Below are 20,674 nucleotides of genomic sequence, written 5' to 3' on the forward strand. Positions count from 1 at the left end.
AAACGGAGGGGTGCCGCGGTGCCGGCGAACCGGCGGACCACAGCGACAGGGGCCAGTCTCTAGCTCGTTACTGTCGGCGACGAGGCCTGCGAAGTCACGTCGCGCTGCGCGGGGCTCAGGGCACGGGACCACCGCCAAACACGGTCATCGGCAACGGATTTCCGGTCAACTCGCGGCGAACACGACGTCGACCCAGTAGTTGGATGCCTCCCACGAACTGGTCGGGAAGCCACCACCGGCGCCGTAGCGGTAGACGCCGTTGAGCCCGTCCACCCCGCTGCGCAAGGCGTGCAGGGGCGCAGCGTCCCGACCCGACGACGCGAAGTACGCGGTGTCCTGCGCGTACCGGCCGTTGGGTGCGTAGTACGACACCACGTACGTCGTGTTGGCCGAGATCGTCACCGGGTTGCTGAACAGCGCCTGCTGCCACCCGCTGGCCGTCTCGTTGGTGAAGGTCAGCGTCGCCAGCAACTGACCCGACGCCGACCACAGGTGACCGACGTGCGTGCCGGTGCTGTTCGGCGACTTGTAGAACCGCATCCCCGTCACCTGACCGGCGACGTCGGACCGGAACTTCACGCCGACCTCGACCGCGTTCGGATCGGGCTCGTCCGGCACCGCCGGCACCGCCGAGTTGCTCCACAACGAGTACGTTCCGGTCTGCGCCGGTGCGGTGGTGAACGTCCAGGACACGGTCGACATGGTGTTGTTCGCCGCGTCGCGGGCGCCGCTGACGGTCGCGGTGTAGGCGGTGTTGGCCGCCAGCGCGGCGGCGGGGCTGAAGGTCGCCGTGTTGGTCCCCGCGTTGTAGCTGGTCGTTCCGGTCACCGCGGTCCCGGCGGGATTGCGCACCACGATGCTCGCCGAGCCGGACTGCACCGCCTCGCTGAACGTCGCCGCCACCGTGGTCGTCACCGGCACACCGGTCGCACCCGACGCCGGGCTCCGGCCGGTCACCGTCGGTGGCGTCGTGTCACTGCCCGTGCTGAACACGACGTCGACCCAGTAGTTCGACGCCTCCCACGAACTGGTCGGGAAGCCACCACCGGCGCCGTAGCGGTAGACGCCGTTGAGCCCGTCCACCCCGTTGCGCAAGGCGTGCAGCGGGACGGCGTCGCGACCCGACGACGCGAAGTAGCCCTGGTCGAACGCGTACCGGCCGTTGGGCACGTAGTACGAGACCACGTACGTCGTGTTGGCCGAGATCGTCACCGGGTTGCTGAACAGCGCCTGCTGCCACCCGCTGGCCGTCTCGTTGGCGAAGTTCACCGTGGCCAGCAACTGACCCGACGCCGACCACAGGTGACCCACGTGCGTACCCGTGCTGCTGGGCGACTTGTAGAACCGCACCCCCGTCACCTGACCGGCGACGTCGGACCGGAACTTCACGCCCACCTCGACCGAGTTCGGGTCCGGGTGGTCGGTGATCGACGGCACCGTCGCGCTGTTCCACAGCGAGCACGGGCACACGCGTTGCGCGACCGTGACCGCGTTCGAGGTCACCGCGCCGAGGTTGACGCTGTCGTCGCTGGCCCGCGCCCGGACCGTGGCGGCACCCAGCGCCGTCGGGGTCCACGTGTAGGTCCAGTTGCCGCGGCCGGTGGCCGGGTGCCACGTCGCGCCGCCGTCGGTGGAGACCTCGACGGCGCCGACGGCGCCGCCGGTGTCCGTCGCGGTTCCCGTGATCGTGACGGGCGCGTTGACCTCCACGGACGCGCCGGCGGCCGGCGAGGTGATCGTGGTGGTCGGCGCGGTGGTGTCGGTCGACGCGGTGGCCGCCGTCAGGCCGGACTGCAGCGTCGCCGGCTGCGCACCCATGTCGGCGAACAGGTTGACGGTCGCCTGCTGCACCGGCAGGCTCGCGGTTCCCGTGCCGCGGTCGTGGTTGCTGTCCAGGCCCCACGACCACTGGACGGTGCCGGCGCCGAACACCAGGGCCCCGCTCGCCGCCCGGTGCATGGTGAGGCGGTGGGTGGCCGTACCCGGGCCGAAGTTGGTGCCGTGATCCAGCAGCATCTCCCCGGCGCCGGCGGTCACGGTGGTGCTCGACATCCGGATCAGCCCCGCCGGCCGGAACCCGTTGTCGGGGTCCTCGTCCCACTCGTATCCGACGAGTCCCGAACCGAGCGTCATCACGCCGCCGGCCGGCTGGCTCGCCACCGACGTGCCGCGCCAGAACCGCATCTTGCCGTCGGCCTCGGGCACCTGCAGGTCCCTGGTGTTCTGGACCTTGAAGATGGTGCCGGTCAGCGCGTTCTCCGGCCGTCCGCCGTCGGCGGGCGGGCTGAAGCGCGGATCGCGCCAGGTGCCCGTCCAGACGTTCTGGCCGGCCGGATCGATCTTCGCGTTGGCGTGCGTCTCCTTGTACGTCACGAGCGTGCGGTACGGCGTGTTCGACCCGTCGACGCTGCGTTCCCAGCGGGTCTTCCAGAAGACCTCGTTGCCGCTGAAGAAGGCCAGGTGGACACCGGCGTCGCGGGCCGCCTCGACGTTCGCCCGCTGCGCGGCGGACCAGTACTCGTCGTGGCCGACGGACAGGAACGCCTTGTGGTTGCGCAGCAACGATCCGCGCCGGTCGGTGTCGATGCCGGAGGTGTAGCTGACGTCGTACCCGTTGGACTCCAGGAAGCGCACCATCGGGTACTCGGCGTTCCACACCATGTCCTCGGCACCGGTGGTGCGCGTGGTGATCGGCCGGTTGTAGCTGACCTTGTAGGCGCGGCCGACGGGCGAGCCGACGTAGAGGCTGTTGCCGCCGTAGGTGTTGTACGCCTGCCAGGTGGTGTCGGATGTCTGGAACAGCAGGTTCGACTGGCTCGCGTCGTTACGCACGACGAAGTAGATGTGACTCTCCGAATTGCCACCGTCGGTGCGGATCAGGTGTGCGAAGTAGATGCCCGAGACGGCCGAGGCGGGCACGGCCCACGACGCGGACACGCCCCAGTTGCCGCAGTCGACCAGTCCGGTCGAGGGCTCCACGATGCAGTTCGGCTGGCTCTGCGCGCCGGACCTGTTCAGCGTGGCCACTTTCCGGGCGCCGTTGCCGGCGTAGTAGCCCATCCGGTAGATGTCCAGCCGGTAGGAGGAGGCGGTCGTGGCCACCTTGAAGTTGACGGTCTCGCCCGCGTTGACGCTCATCTCGGTGGCGTAGCCCTGGATGTCCGCGGGGCCGGCGCCGTTGATCTCCCAGATGCTGCTCGGCGTGCCCGCCTTGCTGTTCTCACAGGCGATCGCGTTGACGACCGGGGCGCACGGGTCAGCGGAAGCGGTGCCCGGGAACAGCGGGACACCCATCGCTACAAGGAGTGTCACTATCGCTGCTGCCCGTAATCTGGCTGCGTATGTACTGCGCACGCCAAGCCCTCCCGTGAACGGCGCTCATTTTGCCGCACCATTCAGTCACAGCTAGGCGCCCGTCGATAGGGCCGAAAAGACCGGAATACATCGACGACAGGCCAACTGCTGACCGGTTCGCCCGGACTTGTCCACTGTGGACCGTGGCCGCCCCCCGATCCGTCGCGAACTTGGTGGTGGCGTCGGAGCACCGGTACTCTCCCCGACCGTGGATCGTGCTGCGACCGATGTCCCGTCCGGGCAAGCCGCCGCCCCCGCGTCCGGTCCGGCCGCCGCGCCCGACCCGGTCCGGGACGACGGCGCACCGGCCGCGGGCGACGCCGGGGAAATGGCGCGCGACACAAGGGAAGCGGGCGCTCCCGGAGCTCCCGCGCAGGTGCCGCGACCGGTTCGGATCGCGCTCGCCGGGGCCGTGCTCGCCGCCGGTGCGGCGGCCGCCCTGTGGATCACCGTTGTCGCGCTGACGGCCGGACACGGCCTCGACGTCAGCGACGAGGGCTACTACCTGCTCTCGTACCGCTGGTGGCGGGTCAACATGCAGACCTTCACCGGCGCGCAGTACCTGTACGGGCCGGTTTTCGAGCTCGTCGGTTACGACATCACCGGCCTTCGGCTGGTGCGGCTGCTCAGCGTCGTCGGTACCCACCTGGCCTTCGGCTGGGCGTTCATGCGCTGGTTGCGTGTGCGCCGTCCGCGGGCTCCCGCCACCTGGCTGTGGGAAGCCGCCGGGGTCGCGGTGATCCTCGCGTGCGGCGGGATGGTGTACAGCTGGTTGCCGCTCAGCCCCGGCTACAACGACGTGTCACTGCTCGGTGCGCTGCTCGCGGTCGCGATCGTGCTGCGGATGGCCACGCACGCCGACCGCACCGGCCGCGTTCCGGCGTGGGTTCCCGCGTTGTTCGGGCCGGTGGTCGTGGCCATGCTGCTGGCGAAGTGGTCGTCGTCGGCGGTGACGCTGGCGGTCGTCGCGCTCGCCGGGCTGGCCGCCGTCGCCCCGCTCGGCTGGCGCCAGGTACTCCGGGTCACCGCATGGGCACTCGCCGGCACCGTCGCGACGGTGCTGCTGATCCAGCTGCTCGTGGTCCCGCTCACCACGGCGGTGCCGGAGATGCTGGCCACCAACCGGCTCGTCGCGGCCGGCGCCAACTCGCCGGCCGCGCTGCTCAAGCTTTACGCGCGCACGACCTGGGACCTGGTAAAGGTCATGGTCGACGGGCACTTCCTGGTGTTCCTGGCCGCGATCGTCGCGGTGGTGCTCCGCGGCCGCGCCGCGATCGGCGCCGGCGTCGTCGCGGCGGTGGCGCTGTCCGTCTCGGCGTGGCGGGTGATCGTCGACGGCAACTACCACGGCGGCACGGCCAACCTGCTGCGCTACCCGGTGGGCCTGTCGGTCACGTTCGCGGTGGTGCTGCTCGTGGCGATCGCCGTGCTCGTCGATCGCCGGGCCCGGGGTTCCGCGCTGCGCGTCGAGGGGTGGCGGGGCTGGACGATCCTCGCGGCGGTGGCCCTCGTCCCGGTGACGCAGGCGGCCGGTACCGGTAACCCGCTGTACTTCATGGCGATCAACGGCTTCGCGGCGTGGGCCGCGATCATGCTGGCGATCCTGACCGGCCTGGAGACCGCGCCGGTGATCGCGCGTGTGCTGACCGCGACGGTGACCGCGGCGGCGGTGCTGCTCTCGGCCGTCGTCGCCGGTGACGGGCTGTGGGCGCATCCGTACCGGGCCGCTCCGCGCACGATGGCCACGGCCGAGGTGCCGGGGGCGCCCGCGCTCTCCGGCATCCGGCTCACGCCGAAGCAGGCCGCGGACTACGCGGGGCTGCGCCGGCGGCTGGCGCCGTACCTCGACCCGCCCGGCCGCGCGATCATGGCGTACGACGAGATGGCCGGCATCGTCCTGCTGCTCGACGGCCGTCCGGTCGGCGAGGCCTGGTACTCGGCGATCGCACCGGACCGGACCGCGGCCGGCGTGCGCAAGGAGTGCAGCGACGGTCGTGGATGGTGGGGGACGCGGTCGCCGGTCGTGATCCTCCACCGTCCGATTACACAAGTAGAGATCGACGCGTTAAGGTCTTGCGGGCTGGACTTCGCGACCGATTACCGGCTGCTGGCCCCGCCAGGGGAAACGCTGGGATTGCAGGTGTACGTACCGACCGACGACGTGAACGGGCAGTGATGAACGAAGTTTCCGGGGACCGGCCGCTTGTCTCGATCGTCATTCCGGCGCTGGACGAAGCGGACAACATCCCGAGCCTGATGGAACGGATCAGCCAGTTCGAGGCCGACCATCCGGAATACGCCTTCGAACTCGTGCTGATCGACGACGGCTCCTCCGACGGGACGGCCGACCTCGTGCTCAGCCACGCCGGGCCGGCACAGCGCGTCACGGTGGTCAGCCTGGCCCGCAGTTTCGGCGCGCACTACGCGATCTCGGCGGGCCTGTCCCACTGCCTCGGTGACTGCGCGGTGGTGCTGGGCGCCGACCAGCAGGAGCCGAACACGGTCCTGGCCGAGTTCCTCGCCCACTGGGAGTCCGGCTCGGAGGTCGTCTGGGGGGTCCGCCGTTCGCGGACCGGTCGGTCGTTCTTCCAGGAGGCGGCGTCGAAGTCGTTCTCCCTGCTGTTCACGCGCTACGCGAACCTGGCGAACTACCCGCCCGAGGGCCCGTCCGGGGTGCTGCTCGACCGTTGCGTCATCGACGCGGTCGACCGGTTGCCCGAGCGCAACCGCAACGTCCTCGCCCTGATCGCGTGGCTGGGTTTCACCCAGACCCGGGTGGACTACGACCAGATCGCCCGCAAGGCCGGCCAGTCCCGGTGGACCCGTCGCAAGATGGTGAAGCTCGCGGTCGACTCGCTGATCCAGTTCTCCTCGATGCCGCTGCGGGCGTGCACGTTGACCGGCATCGGCGTCGCGGTCGTCGGCCTCCTGTACGCCCTCGTGCTGGTGGTGCGAAGCCTGATCGGGGTCGACACACCGAGCGGTTGGCCCACCGTCCTGGTGATCATTCTGCTGCTCGGCGGCACCCAGCTCACCGTCATCGGCGGGATGGGTGAGTACCTGTGGCGGGCGGTCGAGGAGGCGCGCGGACGACCCCTGTACGTCGTGCGCGACGTACGGGTGCGCGGCGCCGACCCGGCGAGCGTGCCGGCCGCGCCGCGGCGGGGGCGGCGTCAGACCGCCGGCCCGGGCGGGGATGCGCCGGCGTTCGGCGGGTGGCCGGGCGGGGCCGGTGACGGCACCGCGGGGCCGACGCGTGAGCAGGTGGTCACCAATGTGCGGCAATCAGCGTCCGCAATGAGCAAGGGAGAATGACGGTTTGAAGACACGACAGAGCACCGTTCTGGTCACCGGTGGGTTGGGCTACATCGGGTCCCACGTCGTCCACGAACTGCTCTCCCGCGGCTGGCGCGTTCGCGTGCTCGACAACTACTACCGGTGTGACCGGGCGGTGGCCGCGTCGATCGCCGAACTCGACGACGTCGAGGTGGTCGAGGGCGACGTGCGGTACGCCAACGCGGTCGAGGGGGCGACGAAGGGCGTCGAGGGCGTCGTGCATCTCGCCGCGGTGTGCATCAACAAGAGCATCTCGGACCCGACCGAGAGCCTCGACGTCAACATGCTCGGCACCCAGAACGTGCTGGACGCCGCTGCCCGCGCCGGTGTGCGCCGGGTCGTGTACGCGTCGTCCGCGTCGGTGTACGGCAACCCGACCTCGCTGCCGATGCGCGAGTCCGACCCGCCGGCGCCGATCACCCCGTACTGCATCGCCAAGCTCGCCGGCGAGCAGCTGCTGTCGTTCTACGCCCAGCGTTCCAAGCTGAGCTGGCTGGCGCTGCGCTTCTTCAACGTGTACGGCCCGGGGCAGCCGACCGACGCCTACTACACCTCCGTCGTGCTGACGTTCCTGCGCCGCCTCGCGGCCGGGCAGGCGCCGGTCATCGACGGGCGCGGCGAGCAGTCGATGGACTTCGTCCACGTCAGCGACGTCGCCCGGTCGGTGGGCCTCGCGCTGGACTCGTCGGCCTCCGGCGAGGTGATCAACGTCGGCACCGGGCAGCAGACCACCGTCGCCGAGCTGGCCGACCACCTCATCCGGGCCCTCGGCGTCGACGTGCAGCCGCAGTTCCGTCCGCGCGAGGTGCTCGTCACCCAGCGGGAGGCCGCGATCGACAAGGCCCGCGAGCTGCTGGGCTGGGAGCCGACGGTCGATCTGCCCAGCGGGCTCGCCTCCGTGGTGGATCACCTGAAGCACTCCGGCCAACTGGCTTGACGGCGCCGGGTCGGGCGCCCGCCCGGCAGAACCCGTACAACGAGCTGGCCTGGTTCGTGGGCGAGCCGGAGATCGGTCCCGGCACCTGGATCGGGCCGTACTGCCTGATCGACGGCTCCGGCGGTCTGGTCATCGGCCGCGGCTGCGACCTGGCCGCCGGTGCGCAGGTGTACACCCACTCGACGGCGCGTCGCTGCGTCACCGAGCGGGCCGTGCCCGTCGACCGTCAACCGGTGCGCATCGGCGACTACACGTTCATCGGGGCCAACGCGGTCATCCTGATGGGCGTCACGATCGGCAGCCACTGCGTCATCGGCGCCGGCGCCGTCGTGTCGAGCGACGTCCCCGACCGCGCGGTCGCGGTCGGGGTGCCGGCCCGCGTGGTCGGCAGCGTCGACCCGCGGACCGGCACCATCACCTACGACCGGTGACCCGCCGGCTGCTCCGCGATGACGGCGGCCAGGGTCGCCACCACCCGGTCCTGCTCGGCCTCGGTGAGATCGGTGAACATCGGCAGGGCCAGGTGCCGCTCGAAGAGCCGGTTCGACTCCGGGCAGGAGGCGGCCTGCGGGCCGTACACGGGCTCGCGGTGCATCGCGTACGTGCCGATGTTGCAGCCGATGCCCCGCTCCCGCAGCGCGATCGCGACCGCGTCGCGGCTGACCGGTTCGTCCACGGTGACCGCGTAGGTCTGCCAGGTCGGCGAGCGGTCCGCCGGGACCTGCGGCGCGGTGACGCCGGGCACGCCGGCCAGCAGGTCCGCGTACCGGGCGGCGAGCCGGGCGCGCTTGCTCATGAACTCGTCGAGCTTGCCCAGTTGCACGCAGGCCACGGCGGCGAGCACGTCGGAGAGCTTGTAGTTGTAGCCCAGCGCCGCGAACGTCGGCAGGGCCAGCCCGGCCGCCGACTGCCGCGCGAACGCGCTCTGCATGCCGAAGCAGGACGCCTCCCGGACCCGGGTGGCGACCGCCGCGTCGTCGGTGACGAGCACGCCGCCCTCGCCGCAGGTGATGCCCTTGCGGGCGTGCAGCGAGAACACCGCGACGTCGCCGAAGCCGCCGCACGGGCGTCCCGCGTAGACCCCGCCCGCCCCGCAGGCCGCGTCCTCGAGGAGGAACAGGCCGCGGCTGCGCGCGAGCGCCTCCAGCGGCTGGTAGTCGGCCGGCACGCCGAGCGCGTCCACCGCGATGATGCCCTTCGTCCGGGCGGTGACGGCGGCCTCGACCAGGTCGGTGTCGATGGTGCCGGTGTCGGCGCGGACGTCGACGAACACCGGCGTGGCCCCGGTGTAGAGGACGGCGTGCCCGGTCGCCGGGAAGCTGTAGTCGGCCACCAGCACCTCGTCGCCCGGCCCGACGTCGAGGGCGAGCAACGCGAGGTGCAGGCCGGCCGTACAGTTGTTCAACGCGACGGCGTGCGCGCGGCCGGACAGCTTCTGGAAGCCCTCCTCCAGAGCGGTGCTCCGCGGGCCCTGACCGGCCAGCCAACCGGAGTCGAGCACCTCGGCGACCGCCGCGAGTTCGGACCCGTCCGTGGACGGACGGGTGAGGGGTACCGGCGGCAACGTCGTGTCAGATAGGTCAGTCACGTCGTCATGATAGGAAGGTCGATGACCACGCCAGGAGCCGCCCCGATGCAGCAGGACGTCCCGGAGGGTTCCGAGCCGCCAGTACGCGGCCGGGTCGCGGCCCGGTTCACCCGCTACTCGGCCTTGTCGCTGTTGACCGTTCCGGCCGGATACAGCCTGTTCCTGCTGTTCCGTCACTTCTTCGAGAACGTCAACGCCGGTCTGCTCAACCTGTGTGTCGGCATGGTGCTCACGCCGCCCTCGTTCCTGATGTACCGGGTGTTCGTGTGGGGCGGCGGCAGCGGCCGCAGCGTCTGGGCGGAGCTGTTCTCGTTCTGGCAGACCGTGATGGTGGGCGCGCTCGCGTCCAGCGCGTTCATGGCCGTGGTCGACCTGCTGTTCGACGCCAACGAGGCGGTGCTCATCCTCGCCGGCCTCACCGGTCAGGGCGTGATCTTCATCGCCCGGTTCCTGTGGCTGGACAAGGTGACGTTCATGCCCCGCGTCGGAGGCAGCTGATGCGGCTGCGGGGCTTCCGGCTCTGGCTGCTGGCGTTCTCGGCGTTCTTCCTGATGATCGGCGCCTGGGCGCTGTCGGCACCGTACGACGGCTCCGCCGACGAGCACGACCACATCTACCGGGCCGCCGGCGTCTGGTCCGGCGACATCGCGCCGAGGCCCGCGGACGCGGTGCGCGGCAGCGGCGCGTTCGTACACGTCCCGCGCGGCCTGATCGTGCCCGACGAGATGTGCTGGCAGTTCAAGCCGGCCGTGTCCGCCTCCTGCGCGCCCGAACCGGGCAGCGACCGCACCTCCGTGCGGGTGGGCACCGGCGCCGGCCGCTACCACCCCGGCTACTACGCGCTGGTCGGCCTGCCGCTGAAGCTGTGGCCGGGCTGGTCCGGGGTGATCCTCGCCCGGTTCATCACCGGTGCCGCCGCGGCCGCGCTGCTGGCCGGTGCGCTGGTCACCATCGTCACGTACTTCCGTCGCCGGCTCATGCTCGCCGGGCTGCTGGTCGCGGTGACGCCGATGGCGGTGCACTTCTTCGGCGCGGTCAACCCGAACGGCCTGGAGATCGCCGCCGGCGTCGGCCTGTTCACCGCGCTCGTCCCGCTGGTGCTGGGCCGGGCCGGAGCCGACGACGACGCCGGCCCGCCCACGTGGCTGCTGGTCCTCGCCGGAACCAGCGGCATCCTGCTCGCCTCGCTGCGCCCCACGGGCCTGATCTACCTGCTGTTCGCGGCGATCGCGTTCTTCATGCCCTTGCGCCGCGACACGCTGGCCCGGTTGTGGGGGTCGGTGGCGGCCCGGTGGTGGATCGGCGCGGTCGCGTTCGCCGCGGTGTTCGCCGCCGGGTACGCGGTCGCGTTCAAGGGGACGGACCTGGGGTCGACGTTCCGCGGCGGCGCCGCGATCGAACGCGGGCAGGCGGCGCTGATCATCGTCGAGCTCTGGGGCGAGTTGACCGAGCAGATCGTCGGCGTGTTCGGCTGGCTCGACATCAACATGCCGGGCTCGATCTACGTGATCTGGCACCTGGCGGCCGGCGCGCTGCTGGTGTTCGGCATCGCGTTCGGCCACTGGATCGACCGGTGGCGCCTGTCGATGCTGCTCGTCGGCGCGGTGGGCGTCCCGACGTTCATGCAGTTCTGGTTCTTCAACGACACCGGGTTCGTCACCCAGGGGCGGTACATGCTGCCGGCGCTGGTGGGCGTCATGATCTTCGCGGCGTGGATCCTGGAGGAGCGCGGGCTGCCGGAGCGGGCCGGCCGGTCGCTGATCCGGTTGTTGCTGGTCACGGTGCTGCCGATCCAACTGTTCAGCCTGCTGTGGGCGATGATCCGCTGGCGCAGCGGCCTGCCCGACTACGGGAAGATCGGCATCGTGTCACTGTGGCCGCTCGGCCGCGGCTGGCACCCGGTCACGGGGTCGGCGTTGCCGGTGTTGATGCTGATCATCGGCCTCGCGGGGCTGGCCTGGCTGGTGTGGCGGCTCTCGGTTCCGATGGTCGCGGCCGCCGCGGAGCCGGCGGCCGATCGCCCGGAACAGGACGACGGTGCCGGCCGGGACGGCGCCGAACTGGCGACGAGCACCTGACCGTCTTCCTTCCGCGTGCCTTCCTCCGTGCCTTCTTCTAGGCCCATCGCATCGAGGTGGTGTCGGGTTGTAACCGTCGACTGGACTAGTCTCAGCGTATGAGCGTGCGGCGGGTCATGGGTTCCGAGGTCGAGTACGGCATCTCCGTGCCGGGTAACCCCGGGGCCAACCCCATGGTTACCTCGTCGCAGGTGGTCAACGCGTACGGCGCGCGGCCGGAGCTCTCGCGCAACGGCCGGGCCCGGTGGGACTACGAGGAGGAGTCGCCGCTGCGCGACGCCCGCGGGTTCACCTACTCCGGCGCGCTGTACGACCCGGCCGAGGCGCTCGCCGACGAAGACCTCGGCCTGGCGAACGTGATACTGACCAACGGCGCCCGGCTGTACGTCGACCACGCGCACCCCGAGTACTCCACGCCCGAGGTCACCAACCCGCGTGACCTGGTGTTGTGGGACAAGGCGGGCGAGCGGGTGATGGCCGAGGCCGCCCGCCGGGCCGCCACGATCCCCGGCACCCAGCCGATCCACCTGTACAAGAACAACACCGACAACAAGGGCGCGAGCTACGGCGCGCACGAGAACTACCTGATGCGCCGGCAGACGGCGTTCGCCGACATCGTCATGCACCTCACGCCGTTCTTCGTCACCCGGCAGATCGTGTGCGGCGCCGGCCGGGTCGGCATCGGGCAGGACGGGTCGACGCCGGGCTTCCAGATCTCGCAGCGGGCCGACTTCTTCGAGGTCGAGGTCGGCCTCGAGACCACGCTGAAGCGTCCGATCATCAACACCCGCGACGAACCGCACGCCGACGCCGACAAGTACCGGCGGCTGCACGTCATCATCGGCGACGCGAACCTGTCAGAGATCTCCACCTACCTGAAGGTCGGCTGCGCCTCGCTCGTGCTCGCGATGATCGAGGACAAGGCGCTGCCCTCCGACCTCGGCATCGCCGACCCGGTGAGCGAGCTCAAGGCCGTGAGCCACGACCCGACGCTGACCCACCGCATCCGGCTGCGCGACGGCCGCCGCCTCACCGCGCTCGACCTGCAGTGGGCCTACTACGAGCGGGCCCGCGCGTACGTCGACGACCGGCAGGGCGGCGACGCCGACGAGGTCACGCTCGACGTGCTGGCCCGCTGGGAGAGCGTCCTCGACCGGCTCGGCCGCGACCCGATGCTGTGCGCGAACGAACTCGACTGGGTGGCCAAGCTGCGCCTGCTCGACGGCTACCGCGACCGCGAGTCGCTCGGCTGGGCGTCGTCGAAGCTGCAGCTCATCGACCTGCAGTACTCCGACGTGCGGCCCGAAAAGGGTCTTTACCACCGGCTCGTCGCCCGCGGCTCGATGGAGCGGCTGTTCACCGACGAGGAGGTGCGCGAGGCGATGACCGAGCCGCCGGAGGACACCCGCGCCTACTTCCGTGGCCGGTGCCTGGCCCAGTACGCGGCCGAGGTCGTCGCCGCCAGCTGGGACTCGGTGATCTTCGACATCGGCCGCGAGTCGCTGGTACGGGTGCCGATGATGGAGCCCGAGCGGGGGACCCGCAAGCATGTCGGCGCGCTGTTCGACCGCTGCGACACCGCCAAGGATCTGTTGGAGGCCCTCACAAAGGGGTGATGTCGCGTCGGCCGTTCGGGGTCGCGGCGAGATAGGTTTGCTCACACGGTTCAGGTGGATCGAGGAGGGGCGGTCAACATGGCCACACGGGACACGGGCGGTCAGTCGCAGTCGGGCAAGGCCCGCAAGGACGAGGAAGTCGACGAGGCGCCGGCGCCGGAGGCGAACCCGGAGGTCGCCGAGCGCCACGAGAAGCTCTCCGAGGACGTCGACGACCTCCTGGACGAGATCGACTCGGTGCTGGAAGAGAACGCCGAGGAGTTCGTCCGCGGTTATGTCCAAAAGGGCGGCGAGTAGTATCTTCACGCTCTGACGCATTGATCAACTGAAGGGAGCCCCGTGGCAGCGGGATTCGATCCACCGCGCCGGTTTCCGGCCGACGTCGCGCCGCCGGTGTCGTCGTCGTTCGTCGACTACCTGAGTCGTACCGCGCCCGAGCTGCTGCCCGGCCGCCGGCCCCTCCCTCCGGGCATGGCCGCCGAGGGGCTCATGCACGCCACCACGGTCGTGGCGATCACGTTCGACGGCGGCGTGCTGATGGCCGGTGATCGCCGGGCCACCGCCGGTCACATGATCGCCAACCGGGAGATCGAGAAGGTCTACGCCGCCGACATGTACTCGCTCGTCGGCATGGCCGGCACCGCCGGCATCGGCCTGGAGGTCATCCGGCTGTTCCAGGTCGAGCTCGAGCACTACGAGAAGATCGAGGGCGCGATGCTCTCGCTCGACGGCAAGGCCAACCGGCTGGCCACCATGATCCGTAACAACCTGGCCGCCGCCATGCAGGGTCTCGCCGTGGTCCCGCTGTTCGCCGGGTTCGACCTCGACGCGCAGGAGCCGGGCAAGGCGGGTCGCATCTTCAGCTTCGACGTGGTCGGCGGCGTGTACGAGGAGACCGACTACGAGGGCATCGGGTCGGGCTCGCTGTTCGCGAAGTCGTCGCTGAAGAAGCTGTTCAAGCGCGGCCAGACGGCCGAGGAGGCGATCCGCATCGCCGTCGAGGCGCTCTACGACGCCGCCGACGACGACACCGCCACCGGTGGGCCCGACACGATCCGCAAGATCTACCCCGTCGTGATGACGGCCACCGCGGAAGGCGCCCAGCGGGTGCCGAACGAGCAGGTGGCCGAGATCGCCCGCTCGGTGATCGCCGCCCGCACCGTCGACTGATCCCGTCCACCCCGCCGTGAGCTGGCCCGGTAAGGCCAGCGCATTGACAGCGAGCTAAGGAGAACCCCACCGGTGGCTATGCAGTTCTACGCATCGCCCGAACAACTGATGCGGGACCGCTCGGAGTACGCCCGCAAGAACATCGCGCGTAGCCGCGCCGCGATCGTGCTGAGCTACGACGGTGGCGTGCTCCTGGTCACCGAGAACGTGTCGACGGCGCTGCACAAGGTCAGTGAGATCTACGACCGCATCGGGTTCTGCGCGGTCGGCCGCTACAACGAGTTCGAGACGCTGCGCGCGTTCGGCGTGCGACTGGCCGACCTGCGCGGCTACTCCTACGACCGGCGCGACGTCACCGGGCGGGCGCTGGCCAACGCGTACGCGCAGAACCTCGGTGCGATCTTCACCGACCAGACCAAGCCGTTCGAGGTGGAGATCTGCGTCGCCGAGGTGGGCCGCACCCCCGACAAGGACGAGTTGTACCGCATCACGTTCGACGGGTCGGTGCAGACCGAGCCGGGCATCCTGGTCATCGGCGGCCAGGCCGAACCGGTGTCCGCCCTGGTGCGCGAGCGCCACAACACCGACATGACGCTCACCCAGGCGCTGAAGATGGCCACCGACGCGCTGGCGAGCGTCGGCGGCGAGGGCGGCAACAAGCGCGAGATCCCGCGGCACCAGTTCGAGGTGGCGGTGCTCGACCGGCGCAAGTCCGGCCGCACGTTCCGCCGCGTCGTGGGCGCCGCGCTCGACGCCCTGCTCGACGGCTCCGACAAGAAGCCGGAGGAGCCGCCGCCCCCGACGGTCGCGGTGTCGCCGGCCCCCGCCAAGAAGGACGACCCCGCCCCCGCCCCGTCGGAAGACTCCGACGCCAGGGCAAAAGCCACCGAAAACCCCGGCACTCCGGACCCCACCCCAGAGCCGGAGTCCTCGCCGGACGAGTAGTCCCCAGTCGATCTTGCAGTTGTGGTGCCTGAATCAGCCGGTTCTACACCGGTTTGATGGGCACCACAACTGCAAGATCGACTCTGAGGTTATGCCGGGTGGGTGACGACCTCGACCTTGTCGGGGTGGCGTTGGGCGAGCAGGGCGGCCGCCTCGGCGTTGGTCGGAGCGTCCGGGCCGGCGAGGAAGCGGGCCTTCGGATCGGCGACGTGGATGCGCACCGTCACCGGGCTCACCGCCACGGCCTGTTCCAGGTCGGCGATCGTGCGTGGACCGCGCGACGGGTTGAGGAAGTTGTACCAGTCGTGCCCGTAGCGGTAGTTGCGCTGCAGCACCGACGCGTAGAGCGTGCCGAAGAAGTTCCGGTACGGGTCGCCCATGAGGTCGACCTCGACGCTGTTCGCGGCGACCGGGTACTCGCGGGCCAGGAACACCGCGTCGCGTCCGCCGCCGGGGGAGCCGCGGTCGATGCCGGTGGCCAGCCGCACGCCGTAGCTCGGCACCACCGCGTGGTTGCGGCCGCCGGCCACGACGAAGAACCCGGCCACCACCAGCACGGCGGCCGCCGTGACCACCAGCGACCGGCTCAGCGCCGGCCGGGCGCTTCCGAGCCGGGCGCTCGCGAGCCGGGCCAGTGACCCCATCAGCACCAGCGCGACGATCACCAGCACGTGCAGCAGCTTGTCGAAGTAGTAGTGCGTGCGTCCGATCGTCAGCAACTGCCAGGCGCCCATCGCGGCCTGGAGCGACGCGGCCGCGAGCAGCGCGAACGCGCCCATCCGCCGGGCCGGCGACCGCAACCCGCCGACGGCGACCAGCCCCGCCGCGGCCAGCAGCACCAGCACCAGCGCGGCCGGCTTGTCGCTGGGCAGCGCGGTGCCTGCCGAGGTGAGCAGCTGGGCGGTGGTGGCGTGCAGCAGCCCCACCGGCGTGATCGCGGCGATCGGGGCGGCGACGACGGCGACCACCACCGCCGGCCAACTGCGCCACAGCCGGTCGCGGACGGCCCACCCGAGCACCAGCAGCCCCGCGTAGGGGAGGAACAGGTGGTAGGTGAACGACAACCCGATCACCAGCAGCCCCACCGTCACCACCTGGTCGACGCGGTTGGTCAGCGGCCGCACCACCACCGCGGTCAGGGCGGCGGCGACGGCCAGCCCGGCGAGTTCGTTCGGGTAGCCGCGGACGAACACCGCGATCGGCTCGCCGAAGTAGACGCCGGCCGCGACCACGGCGAGCGCCGCCGTCACCGCCAGCGGGCGGGCACCCGGGCCGGCGACGCGGGCCGCCGACCACAGCACCACCAGCGCCAGCACGACGAACGTGGCCACGTACAGCCACAGCATCGTGTTGACCGCGGTGAACGGGTCGGCGCTGCTGGTGTCGGACGAGCGCAGGAACCGGTCGACGACCGCGTACGTGTAGTAGATGCCCTGCGGGTACGCCCGGATGCCCTCGGTCTCGGCCGGTGGCAGCATCGTGGCGTCGGTGGGCGGGTGCAGGAACGCGTACCCGCCGAAACGGCCGATCTGCTCGAACAGCGTCGTGTGCCGGGCGATGTCCTCGCCGCCGGCGACGATGCCGATCCGGCCGCCGAAGTCACGCAGCGCGAACGGCACCACGGTCAGGACGGCGACGGCGGCCGCCCCGGCGGCGACCAGAATGTCCGACGTGCGGTGTGTGCGCGGCGCCCGCCAGTCACGCCGCGTCGCGATGGCGACGAGGGCCGTGAACGCCGTGCCGGCGAGCACCACCGGGTGCAGCTTGCCGACGTAGGAGAAGAACAGTCCGGCGACGCACAGCGCACCGAACGACTGGACGATGCCCACCACCAGCCGGTCGAGTAGCGTCGGCAGTCCGCGCTGCAGGCCGACGACGCCGGCCAGGAACGCGGGAATGAGCAGCCAGTCGGCACCGACGAGGTGGGTGAGCAGCGGCACCAGCCAGGCCGCCGCGAGCGCGCCGAGCCACCACAGGCGGCGCAACCACGGCCGGGGCTGGCTACCGGCCGGTGGTCGCACGTCGGTGTCCGGCGCGGCTTGTGTCGACATCGGCCGAGATCGTAGCACCGGTCCCGGCCGTCACGATCGGGCCGCCGTGCGCCAGGTATTGTCCCCGTCAACGCCGCCGCACCGGTGCGTGCGGACGTCCACCGACCCCCGAACCGGAGCCTGCATGCCGTCCCCATCTGTAGAGGTCACCGTTCTGCTGCCGTGCCTCAACGAGGCCGAGACCCTCGCCGTCTGCGTGCAGAAGGCGGTGCGCTGCCTGGCCGAGCTCGGCGTCGACGGAGAGGTCCTGGTCAGCGACAACGGCTCCACCGACGGCTCGCAGCAGATCGCCGAGGCGAACGGCGCTCGCGTCGTGGCCGCGCCGATCCGCGGGTACGGCGGCGCCCTGCAGGCCGGCATCGAGGCGGCCCGCGGCCGCTACGTGATCATGGCCGACTCCGACGACTCGTACGACCTGTCGAATCTCGGACCGTTCATCGAGCGGCTCCGCGAGGGCAACGACGTCGTCATGGGCAACCGGTTCAAGGGCGGCATCGCCCCGGGCGCCATGCCGTTCCTGCACAAGTACCTCGGCAACCCGGTGCTGTCGCTGATCGGCCGGGTGCTGTTCGGCCTCAAGCACGTCGGCGACTTCCACTGCGGCATCCGCGGCTTCAACCGGGCCCGCATCCAGGCGCTGGGCCTGTGCATGCCGGGCATGGAGTTCGCGTCGGAGCTGGTCGTGCGGGCCGCGCTCGCCGGTTACACGCTGGTGGAGGTCCCCACCACGCTGCGTCCCGACGGTCGCAGCCGCCCGCCGCACCTGCGCACCTGGCGCGACGGCTGGCGTCACCTGCGCTTCCTGCTGGTGTTCGCGCCGCGCAAGATCCTCGTCTGGCCCGGCGCGGTCCTCGGCACGATCGGCCTGGTCGGCACCGCCGCCCTGGCGGTCGGTCAGGTCTCGGTCGGGTTCGGAAAGCTCGACGTCAACGGCCTGATCTACGCCTGCCTGCTGCTGATCGTCGGGGTGCAACTGGTGCTCTTCGGCGGGTTCGCCGAGCTGTACGGCCGGCACGAGGGCATCACCCACGTCGACCACGCGGCCCGCTGGACGAAGCTGCTGCGCCTGGAGACCTGCATGGCGATCGGCCTGCTGCTGATGCTGGTCGGCGCCGTCGGCACGGCCGTGGCGTTGACGCAGTGGAGCGACACGGGCTTCGGCGCCCTGCAGACGAGCTCCACGATCCGCTGGGTGCTGGTGTCGACGACCTCGGTGTCCCTGGGCTTCATCATCATCTGCTCGGGCCTGTTCTCCAGCCTCCTGACCCTGCGCAGCGCGCGGCCCGGTCGCCTCGTCTTCGACGCCGACGACCAGGAGGAGCTCATAGCCGCCCGCTGAAGCGGGGCTACACGCGGGACGGACCGAAGGCGTGACGGGTGAGAACCCTCACGCCTTTTCCGCTGCGGCTCAGCACGGCTCCGGGGAGCATGGTCGCGGCATGGAGGCGACTCGACACGTACCGGCGGCTGGCCCTGGCGGCCCTGGGCCAGCCGTGGGCCGCCATCTGGTCGGCGGTCTCCACGAAGTACCGGCGTGCCTCGAGGAACCGCACCCCGAGCTTCGCGTCGGACGACGAGACGCTCTCGGCGTGCCGGCGGTACTGGAAGCACAGCGTGTCGTCGACCAGCATCTGCTCGCCGGCCTGCACCAGCTCGATGATCAGCGCCAGGTCCTGGATGACCCGCAGCTCCGGCCGGAACCGCACCGACTGCATCTTCTCGGTGCGCCAGCACAGCGACGGGAAGTACAGCCAGTTGCCGCGCAGCAGGCTGACCGCCATCTCCTCGCCGCCCATGACGATCTGGCCGGTGAAGCGCGGCCGGTACATCTTCGACTTGGTCCGGTCGACCAGCGTGTTCGTGATCTTGCCGTCGGCGTCGATGACCTCGACGCCCGGCTGGATGATCGCGACCTTCGGGTGGTCGGCGGCGAGCGCCTTCACGGTGGCGACGTAGTTCGGCAGCATCAGGTCGTCGGTGCCGAGCATCGTCATGTACTCGTGCTCGGCGAGGTCGGCGCACTTCTGGAAGTTCTTCGTGATCCCGAGGTTGTGGTCGTTGCGCATGTACCGGATGCGCTCGTCGCCGAGGCCCGCGAACCACTCGGGAACGCCGGGCTCCTGCCCGTCGTCGACGACCGTCAGCCGCCACTCGGGGTCGGACTGGGCGATCACGCTCCGCACGGCGGCCTGGAGAAGGCCGACGTCGCCGTAGTAGGGCAGCATGATGTCGAGGGTCATGAGCGGGCGTGCTCCTCCGATGGGACGGTCGTGGCCGGTTCCGGTGCCGGCCCCGGTTCGGGCATGTCGTCGGGCCGGCTCCCGGCCGGGGCCGACGCGGTGTCGGGGGCGTCCGGCGCGGGGTCGACGCGGTCGGGGGCGCGGTCGGGTTCCTCCGGCGCGGGGTCGCGCCGGCGCGGCGTCCAGTTCTTGGCCGACATCGCGGGCTTTTCGACCAGATGCCACGAGGGGACGGCCAGCAGCACCGTGCCGGCCAGCGACAGCGCGATGTAGACGAGCGGACCCCACTTCGCGCCGCCGACCAGCGCGATCACCTGCTGCACGGGGAAGGCGTAGATGTAGATGCCGTACGAGTAGTCACGCTTGCGGCCGATGCCCTGGAACAGCGCCGGCAGCTTGCACGCCGTCCACATCAACAGGTAGATGTACGCCGGCAGGCCGATCACCAGGAACCCGCCGAACGCCGCCGACCCGAGGAACGCCACCCCGGCCCCGGCCGCGATCGCCGGGTGCATGGGTACGCGGTGCCGGTACAGGTGCAGGCACGCGCCGGCCAGGAACAGCAGGAACATCATGTGCATCGTGGCGATGTCGAGCGGGCCGATCAGCGGCAGCGGGCCGATCAGCCCGCTCGACCGCAGGTGCGTGTTGGTGGCCGGGAGCTGGCGGACGAAGTCGAGCGCGACCAGCGCGTACAGCCCCAGGGTGACGACCACCACGAGGCGCGGCGCGGCGCGGAGCACCCCGGTCCAGGCGAACACGGCGACGATCACGTAACAGCTGAGCTCGTAGATCAGGCTCCACAGGGACCCGTCGAAGGCCGCCGGCCCGCCGGTCATCTGCCCGTACGGCGTCGTCGCCAGCAGCCCGGCGATCCCGTACTGCTGCATGCCGGTGAAGAAGTTGTCGGTGACGTAGTCGAACGGGCCGACCGGGTGGTTCCAGAACCCGGCGAGGGTGTCGCGCTCGTACAGCGCCACCAGCGGCGCGATCACGAACGCGGTGACGATCAGGCACACCCAGAACCCGGGGAAGATCCGCAGGAACCGGTGCCAGGCGTAGCGGGGGAGGCTGAACCGGATGCCGCTCGCGGTGATCAGGAACCCCGACAGGACGAAGAACCCGTAGACGCCGATGCCGCCCAGTTCGACCTGGTTGCGGGTCCACGAATGGCCGTAGTTGGAACCGCCGTAGCCCAGCGGCGCCGCGTGGGCCACCAGGACGGAGGTCGCCAGCACCAGGCGCAGGAAGCCGATGCTGTTGGCCCGTGGCGAGAACTCGTCGGCGAGGGTACGGGTCGGCCCCCATTTCTTCGGGATCCGCACGCGCTCCTCCATCTACCACCCCCGGCAACCCCGG

The 20,674-nt window shown here is 70.8% G+C and carries 16 protein-coding genes; 11 read left to right on the top strand and 5 right to left on the bottom strand.

Features of this window, described 5'->3' with window-relative positions; genetic code table 11:
• Positions 1-165 precede the first annotated feature (165 nt).
• Entirely contained in the window at positions 166-3,312 is a 3,147-nt protein-coding gene (locus Vau01_RS58135) for a DUF4082 domain-containing protein (protein WP_204012097.1), read from the bottom strand.
• A gap of 250 nt (positions 3,313-3,562) precedes the next feature.
• Between Vau01_RS58135 and Vau01_RS58140 the strand changes: the two genes are divergently transcribed.
• From Vau01_RS58140 to Vau01_RS58155, 4 genes are read left to right on the top strand one after another with little or no spacing between them, the layout of a single operon-like run.
• On the top strand, positions 3,563-5,530 hold the full coding sequence (locus Vau01_RS58140) for a hypothetical protein (protein ID WP_204012100.1): 1,968 nt from the start codon (positions 3,563-3,565) through the stop codon (positions 5,528-5,530).
• The gene (locus Vau01_RS58145; protein ID WP_204012103.1) at positions 5,530-6,669 is read left to right on the top strand and encodes a glycosyltransferase; all 1,140 of its coding nucleotides are present in this window, start codon (positions 5,530-5,532) and stop codon (positions 6,667-6,669) included. The genes Vau01_RS58140 and Vau01_RS58145 overlap by 1 nt, the downstream gene beginning before the upstream one ends.
• A 4-nt stretch (positions 6,670-6,673) precedes the next feature.
• Positions 6,674-7,627: an NAD-dependent epimerase/dehydratase family protein gene (locus Vau01_RS58150; RefSeq protein ID WP_204012106.1), complete on the top strand. Its 954-nt coding sequence runs from the start codon at positions 6,674-6,676 to the stop codon at positions 7,625-7,627.
• Positions 7,624-8,058 carry an acyltransferase gene (locus Vau01_RS58155; RefSeq protein WP_204012108.1) on the top strand — a complete coding sequence of 145 codons (435 nt, stop codon included), beginning with the start codon at positions 7,624-7,626 and terminating at the stop codon, positions 8,056-8,058. Before Vau01_RS58150 ends, Vau01_RS58155 begins: the two co-directional genes overlap by 4 nt.
• Here Vau01_RS58155 and Vau01_RS58160 read toward each other — a convergent pair.
• Complete coding sequence (locus Vau01_RS58160; protein ID WP_239152943.1) at positions 8,046-9,215, bottom strand: DegT/DnrJ/EryC1/StrS family aminotransferase; 1,170 nt, start codon at positions 9,213-9,215, stop codon at positions 8,046-8,048. The two genes, Vau01_RS58155 and Vau01_RS58160, sit on opposite strands and share 13 nt — an antisense overlap.
• Positions 9,216-9,236: 21 nt before the next feature.
• Here Vau01_RS58160 and Vau01_RS58165 point away from each other — a divergent pair, with 21 nt between their 5' ends.
• The 6 genes from Vau01_RS58165 (at position 9,237) to prcA (ending at position 15,024) form a co-directional block, all read left to right on the top strand.
• Positions 9,237-9,713, top strand: a complete 477-nt coding sequence (locus Vau01_RS58165; RefSeq protein WP_204012110.1) for a GtrA domain-containing protein — start codon at positions 9,237-9,239, stop codon at positions 9,711-9,713.
• Positions 9,713-11,293: a DUF2142 domain-containing protein gene (locus tag Vau01_RS58170; RefSeq protein ID WP_204012112.1), complete on the top strand. Its 1,581-nt coding sequence runs from the start codon at positions 9,713-9,715 to the stop codon at positions 11,291-11,293. The genes Vau01_RS58165 and Vau01_RS58170 overlap by 1 nt, the downstream gene beginning before the upstream one ends.
• 98 nt (positions 11,294-11,391) lie before the next feature.
• The gene (gene dop / locus Vau01_RS58175; protein ID WP_373320493.1) at positions 11,392-12,909 is read left to right on the top strand and encodes a depupylase/deamidase Dop; all 1,518 of its coding nucleotides are present in this window, start codon (positions 11,392-11,394) and stop codon (positions 12,907-12,909) included.
• 78 nt (positions 12,910-12,987) lie between these two features.
• Positions 12,988-13,206 carry a ubiquitin-like protein Pup gene (locus tag Vau01_RS58180; RefSeq protein ID WP_204012114.1) on the top strand — a complete coding sequence of 73 codons (219 nt, stop codon included), beginning with the start codon at positions 12,988-12,990 and terminating at the stop codon, positions 13,204-13,206.
• A 42-nt stretch (positions 13,207-13,248) separates the two neighbouring features.
• A complete protein-coding gene (gene prcB, locus Vau01_RS58185; RefSeq protein ID WP_239152945.1) occupies positions 13,249-14,079 on the top strand; it encodes a proteasome subunit beta in 831 nt (276 codons plus the stop codon).
• A gap of 72 nt (positions 14,080-14,151) precedes the next feature.
• The gene (gene prcA / locus Vau01_RS58190) at positions 14,152-15,024 is read left to right on the top strand and encodes a proteasome subunit alpha (protein WP_204012122.1); all 873 of its coding nucleotides are present in this window, start codon (positions 14,152-14,154) and stop codon (positions 15,022-15,024) included.
• 89 nt (positions 15,025-15,113) lie between these two features.
• Here prcA and Vau01_RS58195 read toward each other — a convergent pair whose 3' ends face one another.
• The gene (locus tag Vau01_RS58195; RefSeq protein WP_204012124.1) at positions 15,114-17,075 is read right to left on the bottom strand and encodes a hypothetical protein; all 1,962 of its coding nucleotides are present in this window, start codon (positions 17,073-17,075) and stop codon (positions 15,114-15,116) included.
• A 124-nt stretch (positions 17,076-17,199) separates the two neighbouring features.
• On the opposite strand from Vau01_RS58195, the gene Vau01_RS58200 reads away from it, so the two are divergent.
• Complete coding sequence (locus Vau01_RS58200; RefSeq protein ID WP_204012127.1) at positions 17,200-18,414, top strand: glycosyltransferase family 2 protein; 1,215 nt, start codon at positions 17,200-17,202, stop codon at positions 18,412-18,414.
• A gap of 7 nt (positions 18,415-18,421) precedes the next feature.
• On the opposite strand, the gene Vau01_RS58205 is transcribed toward Vau01_RS58200, so the two are convergent.
• A complete protein-coding gene (locus Vau01_RS58205; RefSeq protein ID WP_204012130.1) occupies positions 18,422-19,315 on the bottom strand; it encodes a glycosyltransferase family 2 protein in 894 nt (297 codons plus the stop codon).
• Positions 19,312-20,652, bottom strand: a complete 1,341-nt coding sequence (locus Vau01_RS58210) for an acyltransferase family protein (protein ID WP_204012133.1) — start codon at positions 20,650-20,652, stop codon at positions 19,312-19,314. The genes Vau01_RS58205 and Vau01_RS58210 overlap by 4 nt, the downstream gene beginning before the upstream one ends.
• Positions 20,653-20,674: the final 22 nt, after the last annotated feature.

The sequence above is a fragment of the Virgisporangium aurantiacum genome (genome assembly GCF_016863635.1).
Taxonomy (GTDB): Bacteria; Actinomycetota; Actinomycetes; order Mycobacteriales; family Micromonosporaceae; genus Virgisporangium; species Virgisporangium aurantiacum.

Coding starts and splice junctions, on each gene's coding strand:
- Vau01_RS58145 (WP_204012103.1), top strand. CDS start 5,530: ATGAACGAAGTTTCCGGGGACCGGCCGCTTGTCTCGATCGTCATTCCG.
- Vau01_RS58180 (WP_204012114.1), top strand. CDS start 12,988: ATGGCCACACGGGACACGGGCGGTCAGTCGCAGTCGGGCAAGGCCCGC.
- Vau01_RS58200 (WP_204012127.1), top strand. CDS start 17,200: ATGCCGTCCCCATCTGTAGAGGTCACCGTTCTGCTGCCGTGCCTCAAC.
- Vau01_RS58195 (WP_204012124.1), bottom strand. CDS start 17,075: ATGTCGACACAAGCCGCGCCGGACACCGACGTGCGACCACCGGCCGGT.
- Vau01_RS58205 (WP_204012130.1), bottom strand. CDS start 19,315: ATGACCCTCGACATCATGCTGCCCTACTACGGCGACGTCGGCCTTCTC.
- dop (WP_373320493.1), top strand. CDS start 11,392: ATGAGCGTGCGGCGGGTCATGGGTTCCGAGGTCGAGTACGGCATCTCC.
- Vau01_RS58165 (WP_204012110.1), top strand. CDS start 9,237: ATGACCACGCCAGGAGCCGCCCCGATGCAGCAGGACGTCCCGGAGGGT.
- Vau01_RS58170 (WP_204012112.1), top strand. CDS start 9,713: ATGCGGCTGCGGGGCTTCCGGCTCTGGCTGCTGGCGTTCTCGGCGTTC.
- Vau01_RS58210 (WP_204012133.1), bottom strand. CDS start 20,652: ATGGAGGAGCGCGTGCGGATCCCGAAGAAATGGGGGCCGACCCGTACC.